This is a genomic window from Haloarcula sp. H-hyl2, assembly GCF_056934385.1.
Genome location: NZ_JBRIIJ010000001.1, coordinates 317380 through 333202 on the forward strand (window position 1 = coordinate 317380; position 15823 = coordinate 333202).

19 protein-coding genes are annotated in these 15823 nt (G+C 65.4%); 12 read left to right on the forward strand and 7 right to left on the reverse strand.

Annotation, left to right across the window (positions count from 1 at the left end; genetic code table 11):
* Positions 1 to 15 precede the first annotated feature (15 nt).
* A complete protein-coding gene (locus tag Hhyl2_RS01730; protein WP_483548986.1) occupies positions 16 to 717 on the forward strand; it encodes a DUF4013 domain-containing protein in 702 nt (233 codons plus the stop codon).
* Positions 718 to 723: 6 nt separating this feature from the next.
* On the opposite strand, the gene Hhyl2_RS01735 is transcribed toward Hhyl2_RS01730, so the two are convergent.
* Both Hhyl2_RS01735 and Hhyl2_RS01740 read right to left on the reverse strand, forming a co-directional pair.
* Positions 724 to 1872, reverse strand: a complete 1149-nt coding sequence (locus tag Hhyl2_RS01735) for a KaiC domain-containing protein (protein ID WP_483548987.1) — start codon at positions 1870 to 1872, stop codon at positions 724 to 726.
* A 191-nt stretch (positions 1873 to 2063) separates the two neighbouring features.
* Positions 2064 to 2339 (reverse strand): PadR family transcriptional regulator, encoded by a 276-nt coding sequence (locus tag Hhyl2_RS01740; RefSeq protein ID WP_483548988.1) that lies wholly within the window; start codon positions 2337 to 2339, stop codon positions 2064 to 2066.
* Positions 2340 to 2612: 273 nt separating this feature from the next.
* Between Hhyl2_RS01740 and Hhyl2_RS01745 the strand changes: the two genes are divergently transcribed.
* The 4 genes from Hhyl2_RS01745 to Hhyl2_RS01760 all read left to right on the forward strand — a co-directional run bounded on the left by Hhyl2_RS01745 (position 2613) and on the right by Hhyl2_RS01760 (position 6032).
* Positions 2613 to 4130, forward strand: a complete 1518-nt coding sequence (locus Hhyl2_RS01745; RefSeq protein WP_483548989.1) for a TraB/GumN family protein — start codon at positions 2613 to 2615, stop codon at positions 4128 to 4130.
* The gene (locus Hhyl2_RS01750; protein WP_483548991.1) at positions 4127 to 4759 is read left to right on the forward strand and encodes a site-2 protease family protein; all 633 of its coding nucleotides are present in this window, start codon (positions 4127 to 4129) and stop codon (positions 4757 to 4759) included. The genes Hhyl2_RS01745 and Hhyl2_RS01750 overlap by 4 nt, the downstream gene beginning before the upstream one ends.
* Positions 4760 to 4801: 42 nt before the next feature.
* On the forward strand, positions 4802 to 5803 hold the full coding sequence (purM, locus tag Hhyl2_RS01755) for a phosphoribosylformylglycinamidine cyclo-ligase (RefSeq protein WP_483548992.1): 1002 nt from the start codon (positions 4802 to 4804) through the stop codon (positions 5801 to 5803).
* A 103-nt stretch (positions 5804 to 5906) separates the two neighbouring features.
* The gene (locus Hhyl2_RS01760; RefSeq protein ID WP_483548993.1) at positions 5907 to 6032 is read left to right on the forward strand and encodes a hypothetical protein; all 126 of its coding nucleotides are present in this window, start codon (positions 5907 to 5909) and stop codon (positions 6030 to 6032) included.
* Between the two features lie 24 nt (positions 6033 to 6056).
* Here Hhyl2_RS01760 and Hhyl2_RS01765 read toward each other — a convergent pair whose 3' ends face one another.
* The gene (locus Hhyl2_RS01765; RefSeq protein WP_483548994.1) at positions 6057 to 6599 is read right to left on the reverse strand and encodes a CBS domain-containing protein; all 543 of its coding nucleotides are present in this window, start codon (positions 6597 to 6599) and stop codon (positions 6057 to 6059) included.
* 46 nt (positions 6600 to 6645) lie between these two features.
* Positions 6646 to 7014: a DUF555 domain-containing protein gene (locus tag Hhyl2_RS01770; protein ID WP_276180407.1), complete on the reverse strand. Its 369-nt coding sequence runs from the start codon at positions 7012 to 7014 to the stop codon at positions 6646 to 6648.
* A 256-nt stretch (positions 7015 to 7270) separates the two neighbouring features.
* Between Hhyl2_RS01770 and Hhyl2_RS01775 the strand changes: the two genes are divergently transcribed.
* The 5 genes from Hhyl2_RS01775 (at position 7271) to Hhyl2_RS01795 (ending at position 11360) form a co-directional block, all read left to right on the forward strand.
* A complete protein-coding gene (locus tag Hhyl2_RS01775) occupies positions 7271 to 7441 on the forward strand; it encodes a hypothetical protein (protein ID WP_483548995.1) in 171 nt (56 codons plus the stop codon).
* Positions 7442 to 7493: 52 nt separating this feature from the next.
* Positions 7494 to 8225 (forward strand): archaeal proteasome endopeptidase complex subunit beta, encoded by a 732-nt coding sequence (psmB, locus tag Hhyl2_RS01780; RefSeq protein ID WP_483548996.1) that lies wholly within the window; start codon positions 7494 to 7496, stop codon positions 8223 to 8225.
* 501 nt (positions 8226 to 8726) lie between these two features.
* Positions 8727 to 10088 carry a phosphohexomutase domain-containing protein gene (locus Hhyl2_RS01785; protein ID WP_483548997.1) on the forward strand — a complete coding sequence of 454 codons (1362 nt, stop codon included), beginning with the start codon at positions 8727 to 8729 and terminating at the stop codon, positions 10086 to 10088.
* A 58-nt stretch (positions 10089 to 10146) separates the two neighbouring features.
* A complete protein-coding gene (gene cdd / locus Hhyl2_RS01790) occupies positions 10147 to 10539 on the forward strand; it encodes a cytidine deaminase (protein WP_483548998.1) in 393 nt (130 codons plus the stop codon).
* Positions 10536 to 11360, forward strand: a complete 825-nt coding sequence (locus Hhyl2_RS01795; protein WP_483548999.1) for a nucleoside phosphorylase — start codon at positions 10536 to 10538, stop codon at positions 11358 to 11360. Before cdd ends, Hhyl2_RS01795 begins: the two co-directional genes overlap by 4 nt.
* Positions 11361 to 11367: 7 nt before the next feature.
* Here the strand turns inward: Hhyl2_RS01795 and Hhyl2_RS01800 are convergent, their stop codons facing one another.
* Positions 11368 to 11688 (reverse strand): hypothetical protein, encoded by a 321-nt coding sequence (locus Hhyl2_RS01800; protein ID WP_483549000.1) that lies wholly within the window; start codon positions 11686 to 11688, stop codon positions 11368 to 11370.
* 191 nt (positions 11689 to 11879) lie between these two features.
* Between Hhyl2_RS01800 and Hhyl2_RS01805 the strand changes: the two genes are divergently transcribed.
* On the forward strand, positions 11880 to 12656 hold the full coding sequence (locus Hhyl2_RS01805; protein WP_483549001.1) for a class I SAM-dependent methyltransferase: 777 nt from the start codon (positions 11880 to 11882) through the stop codon (positions 12654 to 12656).
* Positions 12657 to 12909: 253 nt separating this feature from the next.
* On the opposite strand, the gene Hhyl2_RS01810 is transcribed toward Hhyl2_RS01805, so the two are convergent.
* Together Hhyl2_RS01810 and Hhyl2_RS01815 are read right to left on the reverse strand one after the other, a co-directional pair.
* Positions 12910 to 14073, reverse strand: a complete 1164-nt coding sequence (locus Hhyl2_RS01810) for an NAD(P)/FAD-dependent oxidoreductase (RefSeq protein ID WP_483549002.1) — start codon at positions 14071 to 14073, stop codon at positions 12910 to 12912.
* 147 nt (positions 14074 to 14220) lie between these two features.
* Positions 14221 to 14754 (reverse strand): HTH domain-containing protein, encoded by a 534-nt coding sequence (locus tag Hhyl2_RS01815; RefSeq protein ID WP_483549003.1) that lies wholly within the window; start codon positions 14752 to 14754, stop codon positions 14221 to 14223.
* A gap of 102 nt (positions 14755 to 14856) precedes the next feature.
* On the opposite strand from Hhyl2_RS01815, the gene Hhyl2_RS01820 reads away from it, so the two are divergent.
* The gene (locus Hhyl2_RS01820; RefSeq protein WP_483549004.1) at positions 14857 to 15774 is read left to right on the forward strand and encodes an NAD-dependent epimerase/dehydratase family protein; all 918 of its coding nucleotides are present in this window, start codon (positions 14857 to 14859) and stop codon (positions 15772 to 15774) included.
* Positions 15775 to 15823: the final 49 nt, after the last annotated feature.

Below are 15823 nucleotides of genomic sequence, written 5' to 3' on the forward strand. Positions count from 1 at the left end.
TTAGTTACTGGTAACATGAGCTTCAGTGAAGACTCGCTAACGTATCCCATGGAAAGTGACGACTGGGTAAAGACGGTGATAATCGGTGGCGTGCTGGGGTTGTTCAGCTTCCTGATCGTGCCGGGCATCCTGGTCAGTGGATACGTCGTCAGGGCGGTTCGTGAACGAGCCGCTGGGGCGACCGAACCACCGGTATTCGACGAGTGGGGTGACCTACTCGTCGACGGGCTGAAGGCGACGGCCATCGGGATCGTGTACATGCTCATCCCGCTGGCGGTGTTCGCGTTCACCGTCGGGACGGCGATCCTGAGCTTCCTGACGGGGACTGACGCCGGTGCCGGGATCGGCATGGCGAGTCTGTTCGGCGGGATGATCGTCTCCGGCATCCTCTCGCTGATCTTCGGCTACTTCGCGGTCGCCGCCGTCGTCAACTTCGCGTGTGAGGAGCGCCTCGGGGCCGCGTTCGACATCGGTACGATCCGGAAACTGGCGCTCTCGGCCGACTACGCGGTTCCGTGGCTCATCTCGGTCGGAATCTTCTTCGCTGCCGGGATCCTCGTCAGCGTCCTCAACGTCGTCCCCGGACTCGGTGCGATCATCGGGCCGTTCTTCTCGTTCTACGCCTACATCGTGGCGGCAGAGCTCTGGGCGGGCGGATACAACGACGTGATGAAGCGGACCGACGAGACCGAACCGTCGGCCGCGGCGGCGGTCTGAACGCTCTCAGAAGATATTCGCCTGCTGGTAGACGCTGATACCGTCCATCGTGATCTCGTAGGGTTTCGTCTCGCGTGAGTGGTTGGCGTTCCTGATCTTCTGGATCTCGACGGCCAGTCGCGTCTCTCTGGTCTCCGAGCGGACGTACTGGAGGATGAACACAGCGTCGGTCAGGTACTCGATGATGCCGTGTCGTGAGGCGTAGGGGTTGTCCTCGCTGGCCTCGGAGGTGAGCATCGTCGTGACGCCGGCGTTCTTCAGCGCGCGCGTGAAATCGAACACCTCTGTCCGTCGCTTGGCCTGGTTGTCGTACATCATCTCCAGCAAGGAGACGGAGTCGAGCACCAGGCGGTCGGCGTCGAAGTCCTCGATGAGGTCCGGGAGTTCGCCACGGATGTTGTCGAGACTGTTCGCCATCTCGACGGGGTCGAGGTCGACGACCGCGAGCTGGCCGTTGGCCTCGTAGGCCTCGAACTCCCAGTCCCGGTCGCTCGCGGTGTCCATGATTGACTCGTAGGACTGTTCCAGAGTGATGAAGATACAGTTCTCCCCGTTCTCCAGGCCGTGATGGAGGAACTGGAGACCGAAGGTCGTCTTCCCGGTCCCGGCCGACCCGACGGTGACGATGAGGTGACGCTCCGGAATCCCGCCCTGGATCATCCGGTCGAGGCCCTCGATGCCGATGTCGATCCGTGGGATATCGGAGTCGAAATCCTCGTCTTCGAACTCCCCGCCGCTGCCGCCGCCACCGCCACCGCCGGCCGAGTCGAATGCCGAGGCGAAGTCGTCCTCGAACAGTCCTTCCTCGCCGCTATCGTTTCCGCTATCGAAGGGGCTGTCAGTACCACTCTCGTCGAAGGGGCTGTCCTCGCTGCCACCGTCGAAGGGGCTGTCAGTACTACTCTCGTCGAAGGGGCTGTCCTGTTCACCGCCATCGAAGGGGTTGTCGCCACCGTCGTCGAAGGGACTGTCCTCGTCACTACCACTATCGGCACCACCGAAGGGGTCGTCGGATTCCCTTTCACCACCGTTGAACGGGTTCTCCTCGTCAGGCTGGCTCTCGGTCTCCTGCTCGTCGGTGAGGTCACTGTCCTCCTCGTCGATGGCGCCCTCGAACCAGTCGCCGTCCTGCTCCGACGAGTCATCGTCGCTCATGCGTCCGACCACCAACCGCGAAGACGCACCATAGTCGAGAGTTTTCGTGCAGACTGATATAACCTTCCCGTCGTTTTCAGAGCCAATTCCGGTCGTCCTGTCGTCTCTCTCACCGGTCGGAGGCGGGGACGGCACGGTGAACGGAGCGAGCACTCAACGGCCGTGAACAGTGGGACAGCGCCGACGACTGCTCAGGCCGACACGTACTGTGCTTCCCAGTCGTTTCGGGCGTCGAGTTCGCGGCGGCCGCGCTTGGTCAGTGTGTAGAAGTTCGTTCGACGGTCCAGTTCCCCTTTCTCGATGAGTCCCTTCTCGACGAGCGTATCGAGGTTCGGGTAGAGGCGGCCGTGGTTGACGTCGCCCTCGTAGTAGTTCTCCAGTTCGTCCTTGATCGCGAGCCCGTGCGGTTCTTCGAGCCCCGTGATCACGTATAGCAGATCTCGTTGGAAGCCGGTAAGATCGTACATTCCTCTCCAGACAGTTTTAGCTCCGTACATATCAATATTCTTGATTGATGGGTAACCTACTTACTTTCTGGTAAGCCGACTACGTCCTGTAGTTCTCGGGTTCGAGCGGCTAAATCTAATCCTATAGCGGTCGGGATGTCCGCGATAACGGATGTGGTATGTTCCCAAACTTGAATGGTTGTTGGCGAACAAATACGTCTCCTCTCCCGTCGGAACTGCGATCGGAATCCGTGTCCCGACAAGGGTAAAGGACCCGACTGTGTAGAGCGGTTGATGACCGAACACGCGGAGTCGGTAGCAGACGAGCTACCGGAGCCGTCTGGCGCGGGCCGTGTCCGTGTCGTCGGCACCGCCCACGTCTCGGAGCACAGCGTCGAGGAGGTACGTGAACGGATCAGCGAGGAGCGTCCCGACATCGTGGCCGTCGAACTCGACGAGGGTCGATACCGCCAGATGCAGGGGGAGACGCCCGACGATCTCGACGCCAGTGACCTGCTCCGTGGGAACACTGTCTTCCAGTTTCTGGCCTACTGGATGCTCTCGTATATCCAGGCACGACTCGGCGACCGGTTCGACATCGAACCCGGCGCCGATATGAAGGCCGCTATCGAGACCGCCGAGGAACACGGTCTCGGCGTCGCACTCGTCGACCGGAACATCCAGACGACGGTCCAGCGGTTCTGGTCACGGCTCACCGTCCGCGAGAAGCTGAAACTGGTCGGGAGCCTCATGGCTGAGATGGGCCCGCCGCTCACGGTCGGTCTCACAATCGGTGCCGTCTTCGGTGTGATGGCCGCCGTCATCTCCGGCGCCGCGGGCTGGCCGGTCCTCCTCCCCGCTACTCTCGCCGGATCGCTGGGCGGGTTCGCGTCCGTCCTGAACACCGTTCTCGTCGGCGTGCTCGTGACCGCCGGCATCGGTATCCCTATCTCCGCGTTCATCACGCAACTCCACGGGGGGGAGGACATCGAGGAGTTCGACATCGAACAACTGACCGATACCGACGTCGTCAGCGCGATGATGGAGGAGTTCCGTCGCTTCTCACCCGGCGGTGCCGAGGCGCTGATCGACGAACGCGACGCCTACATCGCCCACCGACTCGTCGCCCTCCGTGAGGCCGGCTACGACGTCCTCGCGGTCGTCGGCGCCGGTCACCGGGAGGGTATCGAGCGGTATCTCGAACATCCCGAGGAACTGCCGCCGATGGAGTCACTGACCGGCAAAGAGACCGGCGGTCGGTTCTCGGTGTACAAGCTCCTGGGATACGCGATGACGCTCGGATTTCTGGTCTTTTTCGTCCTGCTCGCGATGGCCGGCGTCAACGACGCCTTCCTCCTTCGGCTGTTCGGCGCGTGGTTCCTCATCAACGGTGTCATCGCCGCGGCGCTTGCGCGTCTGGCCGGTGCCCACTGGACGAGTTCGCTCGTCGGCGGCGGCGTCGCCTGGATGACCAGCGTCAACCCGTTGTTGGCCCCCGGATGGTTCGCCGGCTACGTCGAGCTACGGTACATCTCGGTCAACGTCGGCGATATCGCGACGCTCAACGAGATCCTGGCCGACGAGGAGTCGCCGATCCTGGATCTGCTCCAGCGGTTGCGTGCGGTGCCGCTGTTCCGTCTCATCATGATCGTCGCGCTGACCAACATCGGGAGCATGATCGCGAGTTTCCTGTTCGCGACGGTCCTGCTGCCGTACTTCTCACAGGAGATCGGCGGCGTCGACGGCGTCGCCCGCGTGATGCTCCGTGGCGCCCGCAACAGCGCGGACCTGCTCTGGGGGCTGGTACAGTGAATCTAACCTTCTCACAGCAGGAGCTCCGGGACCTGCTGATCGCCTGGCTGGCGCTCGGACTGGCCTTCACGATCCTGCTCGAACCGGGATTCACCCGAACACTGCTCGGGACCGCTGGGGGCGTATCTATCGGCACACTTGCCCAGACGCTCGTCGTCAGCCTGCTGACCGTCGGCGTCGGGTTCCTGTTGCACGAACTCGCACACAAGGTCGTCGCGGTACGGTTCGGCCAGATCGCGGCGTTCCGGGCGGACTACCGGATGCTCGGGTTCGCCATCGTCGGCGCGCTCGTCGGGTTCCTCTTTGCCGCACCCGGCGCTGTGGTCCACCGCGGCCGGATCTCGCTCAAGGAGAACGGCCTGATCGCGCTGGCCGGTCCGGTGACGAACCTCGGGCTGGCCGCCGTCTTCCTGGTCCCATACCTCGCGTTCGCCGCCAGCGGCGTCGGCGGCTTTCTCGGCGAAATAGCCAGCCGCGGCCTCCAGATCAACCTCCTGCTCGCCGGCTTCAACATGCTCCCGTTCGGCCCGCTCGACGGCCGGAAAGTCCGCGAGTGGAGCACGGGTGTGTTCGTCGCCGTCGCCGCCCCCTCGATCCTGCTCGGCTTCGGCGCGCTCTTCTTGCTCTAACGGAACGATGGGCTTTTGCCCGCGCCACGCACCCTCTCGGACATGACAGCCGACGAGCCTGCCGAGGACGACTCCGACGAGGAGGGACTCACATACGCCGAGACCGGCGTCGACATCGACGAGAGCGAGGCGGCCACGATGGCGCTCATCGGCGCCGCCGGCGAGTTCGAGGGCGACTACGCCGGCCTGGTCGACATCGGCGACCAGTACCTCGCGCTGGCGACCGACGGCGTCGGGACGAAACTGCTCGTGGCCGAAGCCGTCGACGACTACTCGACCATCGGCATCGACTGCATGGCGATGAACGTCAACGATCTCGTCGCGACCGGCGTCGAACCCGTCGCGTTCGTGGACTACCTCGCGGTGGAGGCGCCCGACGAGAAGACGAGCGAGGATATCGGAGCGGGGCTCCGCGAGGGGGCCGAGCGGGCCGGCGTCGCGCTCGTCGGCGGCGAGACGGCGGTGATGCCCGACGTCATCAAGGGGCTGGACATCGCTGGCACCTGTGCGGGTCTGGCGCCGAAAGACGGTGTCTTTCCCGGCGAAGCCCAAGCCGGTGACGCCATCGTCGGCTGGCCGTCCTCGGGTATCCACTCGAACGGGCTGACACTGGCCCGCGAGGCGGTCACCCGCAATCACGAGTACACCGATCCGTTCCCGCCGAACCCCGAGGTCACTATCGCCGAGGAACTGCTGACGCCGACCAGAATCTACACCGACGTGCTGGAGACGCTGCGGGCCCACGAGACCCACGCAGCCGCCCACGTTACCGGCGGCGGCTGGACGAACCTCACGCGGATGGGTGACGCCCGCTACGATATCACCGACCCGTTTGCGGCCCAGGCTGTCTTCGAGTTCGTCCAGGAGGAGGGCAACGTCGACGACGAGGAGATGCATCGGACGTTCAACATGGGTACCGGCTTCGTGGCGGCGCTGCCAGAGGACGACGCGGAGTCAGTGGTGGCGGCGAGCGAGGACGCACGGATCGTCGGGCACGTCGAAGCGGGAGACGGCGCGGTCGCGATTCGCGGGCTGGAACTCTAACGCTGCCCACTGAGACTCAGTGCGGTTTTTTCGCCCACGTTTTTGCGCGAGTGGTGCGCGAAGCGGACCCGACGCGGAAAAAGGTGGATGCGGGACTGGCTTCGTGGCGGCGCTGCCAGAGGACGACGCGGAGTCAGTGGTGGCGGCGAGCGAGGACGCACGGATCGTCGGGCACGTCGAAGCGGGAGACGGCGCGGTCGCGATTCGCGGGCTGGAACTCGACGACTGAGCGAGCGCTTCTGTTCGGGTCGCTCTAGCTGACCGTCCGGGCGATGTCGGCCTCGGTGATGACGCCGACGGTCCGGCCGTCCTCGACGACCATCACGGCGGCATTGTGGTTGAGGTAGTCGTCGACGGTGTCGATAGTCGCGTCGGGTTCGACGGTGGTGATCGACTCGTGCATCACCTCGGCGACCGGGAGTTCGCCGACGTTCTCCTCGTCGCGCTGGCGGATGTCGGAGTTCCCGATGAGTCCCTCCGGGGAGCCGTCACGGATGACCGGCACCTGCGAGTAGCCCTTCTCGTCCATCAGTTCCTTGGCGTTGTGGACCGAGTCGTCCGGTTCGACGCCGTGGACCGGTGCGTTCATGAGGTCGCGAGCGCGGATGATGCCGCCTTCGGCCTCCTCCAGGGCGTTGACGATCCGTCGCAGCGTCGACAGTCGCGGGTCGACGTCACCACCCTCGATTCGGGCGATCAGTGGCTGCGAGACGTCGGCTCTGTCGGCCAGTTCGCTCTGGGTCAGGTCGAGTTCGGTACGGCGTTCCCGCAGGTCTGCTGACGTGGGGAGGTCCATACCTCTCGATAACCCATGGTAATACAAAAAGCCACCGGCGGCCGGCTCAGGCCTCGGCTTCGGACTCCTCGTCGGCTTCGGTCTCGAAGGACTCGACGACCTTCAGGGGGACGTCACGGAGCGCGCCGCCGATCTCGCTCTTGGCGATGCGCTGGGCGTGCTCGGTCGACTCGGCGTTGAAGACTTCCATCTCCAGGACTAGCCCCACCAGTGCCGTGTCGGCGGCGATGAACGCCGAGTCGAACGGTTCCCCACAGGCCGGACAGCCGGTCGCGCCGACCTCGACCTCGACGTAGTCCATGTCGGCCTCGTTGAGGCGCTTGCCCGCTTCGCTCACGGCTACGCCGATAGCGTCGTCGATATCCTCTACGTCACGAACCAGCCAGGCTGCTTCCATCGCCACGAGGTAGTTCATATGGTCCCCAATGAAGGCCGACTACTCGATAGTTTTGATTCGTCGGCGGGTGCGCACGTCATCGTCATCATCGTCATAACTTATGCGAACGACGCAGTTCATCGACGCTCCAGTTACGTCCTGAGACGGTTCCTGGAGTCGCCGAGGGTCCCTGTCTCCGAACTGCGAGCAAACCGCAAGACGGCGGCGGCATACATTCGACAAGCACGTCACAAGGTTTATATACTCGTCTCGCGCTGGATAGCGCCATAGGACGATGGAAGCTCGACTGTACTCTACCGTACTGCTCGCACTGTACCAACTGACGTTGCTGCTGGGCATCGTGATGCTCCCGGTGGCGATGGTCACCGAGCGGCTGGGCCTGCGCCTACCGATCGACCGACTGGTGACCGAGCTGGGCACCGCCTACGAGCGGGCCAGCGCGTAGGGGACAGTTCCAAGAAGAGGATTTATCACCGCCCGACCGGAACTGGGTGGTAATGCGCGACACGACTCCTGACTCACCGTTCTCCCAGCAGCAGCGTCCCCCGTCGGCCGACGAGTTCCACACCGACCCCTACGAGCCCGAGGTCGGCTCGCTGCCCGACCGCAGCGAGCAGGACACCGAGAAGGTCAACAAGACCGGCACGACGACCATCGGTATCTCGACCAGCGAGGGCGTCGTCATCGCGACGGACATGCGCGCCTCGCTGGGCGGCCGGTTCGTCTCGAACAAGAACGTCCAGAAGGTCGAGCAGATCCACCCGAACGCGGCGCTGACCCTGGTCGGCAGCGTCGGCGGCGCCCAGTCCTTCATCCGCTCGCTGCGCGCCGAGGTCAACCTCTACGAGGCTCGCCGCGGCGAGGACATGTCGATGCAGGCGCTCTCGACGCTCGCGGGCAACTTCGCCCGTGGCGGCCCGTTCTTCATGATCAACCCCATCCTGGGCGGCGTCGACGCGGACGGCCACCACGTCTACTCTATCGACCCCGCCGGCGGTGTCATGAAGGACGACTACACCGTCACCGGGTCCGGCCTGACCGTCGCCTACGGGACTCTGGAAGACCGCTACGAGGACGACATGACCAACGAACAGGCCCGCGAGGTCGCCGCCGCCTCCATCAAGGCCGCCGCCGAGCGTGACACCGGGTCGGGCAACGGGATCTACCTGGCCGACATCACCAGCGAGGGTGTCGACATCGAGGGGTACGACTTCGACGAACTGCTTTAGTACCATTTTCCGGTTCGGGTGGCCTGCGGCCACCGCGTGGCGGCCTTGCCGCCACGTTATGCGGTCGCGGCCCGTGCCGCGACCCACTCACCGCAAAAATCTACGCTAAAAAGGCCGGAATCTCGGCCATCGGCCTCGATTCCGGGGAAACCGCGCCTGCGGCGCGGTATGCTGTTGTTCCCGCCCCGCGGCCCCAACGCAGAACGGTGGCTATCCACTCTCTCAGTTGAAGCCGTGCTGTGCGGTGTGGGGACCATAGCATACCGCGAGCGAATCGAGCAGCCGGCTTTTTCGCCCACGTTCGGTAGAGCGGCGCTCTACCGCAGTCGTCCGAAAATCTTCGATTTTCGGGATGACGAGAGACGCCGCGGCGTCTCTCGAACCACTCATCAGAAATCCCTGATTTCTGAGGACGTTTTTGCGCGAGCGGTGCGTGGAGCGCACCCGACGCGCAAAAAGGTGGTCCCGGAAACTTAAGCGACCGCCGGCCCGAGGTCGGGTATGGAACTGTTCGGGACGGCTGGGATTCGAGGCGACGCTGTCGAGCGGGTGACGCCCGAACTCGCGCTGCAGGTGGGGCGTGCGGCGGGCCGTGACGCCGAGGTGTTCGTGCTCGGGTACGACGGGCGAGTGACGTCGCCCGCGTTAGCCGACGCCCTCGCGTCGGGGCTGGCGAGTGCCGGCGCCCGCGTCCGCCGAGTCGGTCGGGTGCCCACGCCCGCGCTGGCGTGGGCGTCACAGGGACGTCGTGGGGCGATGATCACGGCGAGTCACAATCCGCCACACGACAACGGCATCAAACTGTTCGTCGACGGCCAGGAGTACGACGGCGCGGCCGAACAGCGGATCAGCGACCGCGTCGACGCCGGGAGCGACCCCGTCGCGTGGGGCGAGTGGGGCCAACCGGATACGCTGGACGTGCTGTCGGAATATCGCAGCGAGGTCGCGAGCTACGCCAGCGAGCACGGGGCCGATCCCGACGGGGTGACGGTGGCTGTCGACAGCGGCAACGGGATGTCCGGCGTCGCGACGCCCCAGGTCCTCCGGGAACTGGGCGCCGACGTCCGGGCCGTCGAGGCCAACGTCGACGGCTACTTCCCGGCCAGAGAGAGCAAGCCGACCGCCGAGACCCTCTCGAAGTTCAGGTCGTTCGTCGCCGACACCGGGGTCGCGTTCGGCATCGGCCACGACGGCGACAGCGACCGCATCGTCGTCGTCGACGGCGAGGGCGACGTCGTCCACGAGGACACCATCCTGGCGATGCTTGGCGAGCACTACACGCGAGCGGCGACCGCCGGCGACCCGGTCGTCGTGACGACGCCCAATGCATCCGGCCGAGTCGACGAGCGCGTCGAAGCAGCAGGCGGTCGCGTCGAACGCATCCACCTCGGCGCGCTCCACGAGGGTATCGCCAACGTGCGCGCCGACGCCACCGAGGAGACGAGGGTCGTCTTCGCCGGCGAGCCCTGGAAGCACATCCACCCTGACTTTGGCGGCTGGATCGACGGCGTCGCCAGCGCGGCGGTCCTGACGCGCCTGTTCGCGGCGGAGTCGCTTCCCGAGCGGCGTGCGGCCGTCCCGGAGCGACCGTACCAGAAGGTCAGCGTCGAGTGCCCCGATGCAGCGAAGGCGAGCGTGATGGAGACGTTGGCCGAGACGCTCCCGGCGGCGTTCCCCGACGCCGGTGTCTCGACGGAGTACGGGGTTCGACTGTCGTTCGAGGACGGGTCGTGGACGCTCGTCCGACCCAGTGGCACCGAACCGTACGTCCGGGTCTACGCCGAGAGCGACGACGTCGACACGCTCGTCGAAGCGGTCGTGGCGACGGTCGAGGACGCGGTGGCGGATCGGAGTGGGGCCTGACCGCTCCCCATTCGTCGACGCCGGTGGGTATTTGCCCTCGCCGCGAGTTGCCCGGCGTATGGACGACCTGCTGGACGCGGCCCGCACGGCCGTCGAGGACTCGTACGCGCCCTACTCGGAGTACCACGTCGGCGCGGCCATCGAGACGGCCGACGGGACCGTCTACACGGGCTGTAATATCGAGAACGCCAACTACAGCAACAGCCTCCACGCCGAGGAGGTCGCGCTCGGCGAGGCGGTTCGGGACGGCCACCGTGATTTCGCCCGCCTTGCGGTCGCCTCTGACAAGCGCGACGGAGTCACGCCCTGTGGGATGTGTCGCCAGTCGCTCGCGGAGTTCTGTGGCGAGGCGTTCCCGATCTACTGCGACGAAGGTGACGGCGAGGTCGGCGAGTACACGCTCGGCGAACTGCTCCCGAACACCATCACGAAGGCGCACCTGAACGTATGACCGGGGACAGCGAGGACCCCAACGACGACCAGCAGTACCACCTCGAAGTCGGGCCGGGCGACGTGGCCGACAGCGTCCTCCTGCCGGGCAACCCCGAACGGGTCGCGAAGGTCGTCGACGGCTGGGACGACCACGAGGTCGTCGGTGACCACCGCGAGTACCGGACGGCGACGGGTACCCACGAGGGGACGCCCATCTCGGTCACGTCGACGGGGATCGGGTCGCCCTCGGCGGCGATCGCCGTCGAGGAACTGGCCCGCGTCGGTGCGGACACGCTCTTGCGCGTGGGCTCCTGTGGCGCCATCCGCGAGGAGGCCAGCGTCGGCGACCTGATCATCACGACCGGTGCCGTCCGCCAGGAGGGGACCAGTGACGAGTACATCCGGGAGGACTATCCCGCGAGTGCGGACCACCGCGTCGTCTCGGCGCTGGTCGCCGCCGCCGAGGAACTGGGCTACGACTACCACCTCGGGGTGACCTGCTCGACGGATAGTTTCTACGCCGGCCAGTCACGGCCGGGCTTCGGTGGGTTCGAGGCGCGTGGTTCGGAGGACTTACTCGAAGAACTCCGCGAGGCTGGCGTCCTGAACTTCGAGATGGAGGCCGCGAGTATCCTCACGCTGGCGAGTATCTACGGCCTCCGGGCCGGCGCGGTCTGTACGGTGTACGCCAACCGCGTCACCGGCGAGTTCCGCACTGAGGGCGAGCGCAAGGCCGCCAAGTGTGCCAGCCTCGCCGTGACCTACCTCGAACGGATGGACGAAGCCGTCGCGGCTGCCGACGCCGACCAGTGGCACGCTGGACTCTCGATCGAACGGTAACTGGCGATCAGGAGTTGTAGGCCGCGATGACGGCCATCACGTCGTCGGCGGTGACTGGTTGCCCACCGATCGACTGGTTCCTCTCGTAGGCGTCGATCGCCGCGACGACCTCTGACCGCTGGATGCCCTGCTGCCCGTTCGTATCGAACCGTGAGACGGGCGACGACGAGGTCTCACCGTAGCCACCGGCGCCGTAGCCGCCGGCACCGTACCCCGTCGTCGTCGCTGCTGTACCCGTTCTCGATCCGAGCGCCAGCAGGACGCCGGCTCCTGCCGCCGCCTGCAACACTGCCCGGCGGGAGTATGCACCCGACTCACCGGTTTTCATACCGACTAGATACCGTCTACGAATGATAAACGCTCCGCGACCTCAACCCTCCCGACACTGGCTTCACTCGCCCCTTCACTTTCGAGTGTTCGAGCCACTGGCGCCAGTGTCTCGTGACGAACTGAGTGGCCCCTGCCGTGGTATCACATCACGGCCCAAGACTCATCAGAGCGATCCGGCGTACGATTCGTATGACCGACCCGGACAGGGAGAACCGACGGCTGTGGGACGCGTGGAGCGACGAGCATCAGGCGCTGTGGAACGCCGGGACTGCCCAGGGCGGACTCCCGCCAGTGTACTCGCCGCTCCCGGAGCCGGCGGCGATGGCCGACTGGCAGGCTGCTCGTCTCTCCGACCGCGAGGAACTGGCCGTCGTCGAACTGGGCTGTGGCGGCGGCCAGGGGACCGTCGGGCTCGCTCGGGACGGCGTCGAGACGGCGGTCGGTGTCGACTTTTCCATCGAGCAACTCCGCCACGCGACCCGCTTGCGGGACTGCTACGACGTCGACGCCGAGTTCGTCACCGGCGACGTGACGGCCGTCCCGCTCCCCGACGATACCTTCGACCTGGCGTATTCGGGGTTCGTCTACTTCATGGTCGAGGACATCGACGCGGCGCTCTCGGAGGCTCACCGTCTCCTCCGGGACGGCGGCCTCCTGACCTTCGACGTCCCTCATCCGTACCACGAACTGTTCGACCCCGAGACCCTGACGCTCGAACGCAGCTACCACGACACGGGCCCCCGCCGCGACAAGCACGACCCGGTCCTCCACGACGATATCGTCGTCTTCGACCGGACCGTAGGGGACCTCCACACCGCGCTCGTCGAGGCTGGTTTCACGGTGAGGGAGGTCTACGAGGCCCCGGACAGTTCCGACCCCGATGACTACGACGACCAGCCCAGCACCTCACCCGAACTGATGGCCACGGTCCCGCGGACGCTGGGGTTCTGGGCGGTCGCCGAGTAGCGACGGGGTCGCGGTCGTGGGGACTGCGGTGTGGCGGTTTTCTGTGCAGTGCGGTGGCCGTGAGCGAGTGCCGCGACGGTAGTCGCGGCCGAGCGAAGACGGGGAAGGGTAGGCTTGCACGAGCATCCGGCGGCGAAGCCGCCGGTTTACTCGACCGAACGGAGTGAGGTCGAGCAGTTTTTCCCCACGTTTTTGCGAGGAGAGGTTCGCGCGCCGCGAAGCGGCGACGCGAACCCGACGAAGTAAAAAGTGGTTACATATCGGGCCACGCCTTCGCGGCGCGGCCGAAGCCGGTGACGTCGGAGATCCAGCGGGCGGCGATGCCCTTCTTGAGCAACTTCGCCGGGAGGCCACCGAACGTGTCGACGGGAACGTTCATGACGTCGTGGGCGACGGCCTCCTCGCCGACGGAGATGACGGTCCCCTTGTCCTTGTGGGTCCAGGTCGTGAGTGGCTGACCGCGGACGGCGCGTGCGAGGTTCTCGCCGGCCACTTCGGCGGCCTGCCAGGCGGCCTGTGCGGTCGGCGGCGCGGGGTTCTCGCCGGGCTGGTCGACCAGCGCGCAGTCGCCGATGGCGAACACGCGCTCGTCAGCGGTCTGGAAGTCGCCTTCGGCATGCACGCGGTGGTTGCGTTCGTCCTTGTCCAGCGGCACGTCCTGCATGCACTCCCGGCCGGTGATGCCGCCGGTCCAGATGAGCACGTCGTAGTCGAGTTCCTCGTCGTCGCCGATGTAGACGGTCTCCTCGTCGACCTCGCCGATGAACTCGCCACACATAATGTTGACGTCGCGCTTCTCCAGGCGCTTGCGCAGGGCACCCTGGAGTTCGGGGTCGTTGCCGGGGAAGATCTCGTCGAGCCCTTCGACGAGGTGGATGTCCAGCGGCGCACGGTGTTCGTCGCGGAACTCCGCGATCTCGCCGCAGGTCTGGATACCGGAGAGGCCGGCGCCGCCGACGACGACCTGGGCGGGGTCGTTCCGGGAGGCCTCGCGGGAGGCCTGCTGGATGGCGTCGTGGATGCCCAGCGCGTCGTCGAGGCTCTTGAGCGTGTGGGCGTACTCCTTCAGGCCGTCGATGCCGAAGAACGCGGTTCTGGTCCCGAGGCCGACGAGTAGGTAGTCGTACTCGACGTCGTCGCCGTCGGCGAGTTCGACCACACGCTCGTCCGTGTCGATGCCGGTGACCTCGTCCTGGACGAACTGGGTGCTGGGCTCTTTGATCTCGTGGACGGGAATCGCGACCTTCTCCTGGACGCTCGGATCGCGGATGCAGCGGTGGGACTCGTGGAGCACGAGATGGTAGTCGGTATCGGAGATCCAGGTGATATCGGCTTCCCCGTTCAATTCAGATTCGAGGCTGTTGACGGTGCCAGCGCCGGCATAGCCTGCACCGAGGACGACGACGTTGTCTGTCATACACGGGGCTCGGGAGTCAGGCGATACAAAGGCTTTGAAATCGCTGTCTGGAGCGTACGTACCCGGATAATCTTTCGTTAGCGACTCCACTGGGCGGCGGCTCACTCGGCCAGCGCCACAGAGAGAGAAGAGACGCGTCGCGGCCGGTCAGTGCTCGGGCTCGCCGGCGGGGGCGCGCATGTCGTCGATGGTCAGAATGAGCTTGTTGTTCGTGTCGTCCTTGCCTTCGAGGGTCCCGATGATCTGGAGCTTCGAGAGCGGTGTGGGGCCGACGGTCACCGAGTCGCCCTCGTGGAACTGCGAGATAGAGCCCTGAAGCTGGATCTCGGCGCGGCATTCCTCGGGATGGTGGACGCTCGTGAGGTCGATCTCCTCGACGTTGGCGTTCTCGACGAGGTCGCCGTTGTGCCGGAGCGGGACCTCGGCGGCCTGGTCCATATCCTGGATCTGGAGGGCGTCGTAGGCCGTCGCCGTCGGCTTGTAGCCGCCTTTCGGACCGGGGACGCCTTCGACGAGTTGGAGGGCCTTCAGACTCTGCATCTGGTTCCGGATCGTGCCCGGGTTGCGGTCGACCTTCTCGGCGATGTCCTCGCCCTTGACGGCGCTTTCGCTCTCCCGGTAGAGGTTTACGAGTTCCTGCAAGATATTTTTCTGGCTGGGAGTCAGTTCTATCGATGACATAATATTTCGTTCGGTACAGCCGTCCTTAAAAGCGACGGTGGTCGGGCCTGTCGCTGACGGCCAACCGACACGACTTTGGTACGCGGTTGTCGTCCATCGAGTATGGACGGACAACGAGTGTTGGTCACCGGCGGTGGCGGGTTCATCGGCGCGAACCTGGCGAACTCGCTGGCGGCCGACAACGACGTGGTCGTGGTCGACGACGGCTATCTGGGGACGCCAGAGAACGTCGTCGAGGACGTCGAGTACGTCGAACGAAGCGTCGTCGAGGACGATCTCCCGACGGATGTCGACGTCGTGTTCCACCTGGCTGCGCTGTCCTCGTACGCGATGCACGAGGACAACCCGACACACGGAGCACGTGTCAACGTCGAGGGATTCGTCAACACGGTCGAGCAGGCCCGCGACGACGGCTGTGACACGGTGGTGTACGCGTCGACCTCCTCGATCTACGGAAGCCAGACCGAGCCCTCCCCCGAGGCAATGGACGTGACGGTCAACACGGGCTACGAGGCCTCGAAGATGGCCCGCGAGACCTACGCGGAGTACTTCCACAACCACTACGACATCTCGCTGGCCGGGATGCGATTCTTCTCGGTCTACCAGGGCTACGGCGGCGCCGAGGAGCACAAGGGCGAGTACGCCAACGTCATCGCACAGTTCGCCGACGACATGGCCAACGGCGAGCCACCGGTGCTGTACGGCGACGGAACACAGACGCGGGACTTTACCCACGTCGACGACATCGTCCGCGGGCTCGAACAGGCAGCCGACCACGAACTGGACGGCGTCTACAACCTCGGGACCGGCGAAGCCTACGACTTCCTGACCGTCGTGGAGATGCTCAACGACGAACTCGGGACCGACATCGATCCGGAGTTCGTCGAGAACCCCATCCCCGACGACGTCTACGTCCACGACACCTGTGCGGACTACGCGAAGATCAACGAGGCCACCGGCTGGGAACCACAAATCTCCTTCGAGGAAGGTATCGAACTGGTCTGTGAACAGTACACGTAGAGCGCCATCTCGCGGTCGGTCGTCGGATGGGCGGTGGGCAAAGATGTCT

Bases quoted from the DNA above. Each gene is read 5' to 3' on its own strand.
- Hhyl2_RS01730 (WP_483548986.1), top strand. From the start codon at position 16: ATGAGCTTCAGTGAAGACTCGCTAACGTATCCCATGGAAAGTGACGAC.
- Hhyl2_RS01735 (WP_483548987.1), bottom strand. From the start codon at position 1,872: ATGAGCGACGATGACTCGTCGGAGCAGGACGGCGACTGGTTCGAGGGC.
- Hhyl2_RS01740 (WP_483548988.1), bottom strand. From the start codon at position 2,339: ATGTACGATCTTACCGGCTTCCAACGAGATCTGCTATACGTGATCACG.
- Hhyl2_RS01745 (WP_483548989.1), top strand. From the start codon at position 2,613: ATGACCGAACACGCGGAGTCGGTAGCAGACGAGCTACCGGAGCCGTCT.
- purM (WP_483548992.1), top strand. From the start codon at position 4,802: ATGACAGCCGACGAGCCTGCCGAGGACGACTCCGACGAGGAGGGACTC.
- Hhyl2_RS01765 (WP_483548994.1), bottom strand. From the start codon at position 6,599: ATGGACCTCCCCACGTCAGCAGACCTGCGGGAACGCCGTACCGAACTC.
- Hhyl2_RS01770 (WP_276180407.1), bottom strand. From the start codon at position 7,014: ATGAACTACCTCGTGGCGATGGAAGCAGCCTGGCTGGTTCGTGACGTA.
- Hhyl2_RS01775 (WP_483548995.1), top strand. From the start codon at position 7,271: ATGGAAGCTCGACTGTACTCTACCGTACTGCTCGCACTGTACCAACTG.
- psmB (WP_483548996.1), top strand. From the start codon at position 7,494: ATGCGCGACACGACTCCTGACTCACCGTTCTCCCAGCAGCAGCGTCCC.
- Hhyl2_RS01785 (WP_483548997.1), top strand. From the start codon at position 8,727: ATGGAACTGTTCGGGACGGCTGGGATTCGAGGCGACGCTGTCGAGCGG.
- cdd (WP_483548998.1), top strand. From the start codon at position 10,147: ATGGACGACCTGCTGGACGCGGCCCGCACGGCCGTCGAGGACTCGTAC.
- Hhyl2_RS01795 (WP_483548999.1), top strand. From the start codon at position 10,536: ATGACCGGGGACAGCGAGGACCCCAACGACGACCAGCAGTACCACCTC.
- Hhyl2_RS01800 (WP_483549000.1), bottom strand. From the start codon at position 11,688: ATGAAAACCGGTGAGTCGGGTGCATACTCCCGCCGGGCAGTGTTGCAG.
- Hhyl2_RS01805 (WP_483549001.1), top strand. From the start codon at position 11,880: ATGACCGACCCGGACAGGGAGAACCGACGGCTGTGGGACGCGTGGAGC.
- Hhyl2_RS01810 (WP_483549002.1), bottom strand. From the start codon at position 14,073: ATGACAGACAACGTCGTCGTCCTCGGTGCAGGCTATGCCGGCGCTGGC.
- Hhyl2_RS01815 (WP_483549003.1), bottom strand. From the start codon at position 14,754: ATGTCATCGATAGAACTGACTCCCAGCCAGAAAAATATCTTGCAGGAA.
- Hhyl2_RS01820 (WP_483549004.1), top strand. From the start codon at position 14,857: ATGGACGGACAACGAGTGTTGGTCACCGGCGGTGGCGGGTTCATCGGC.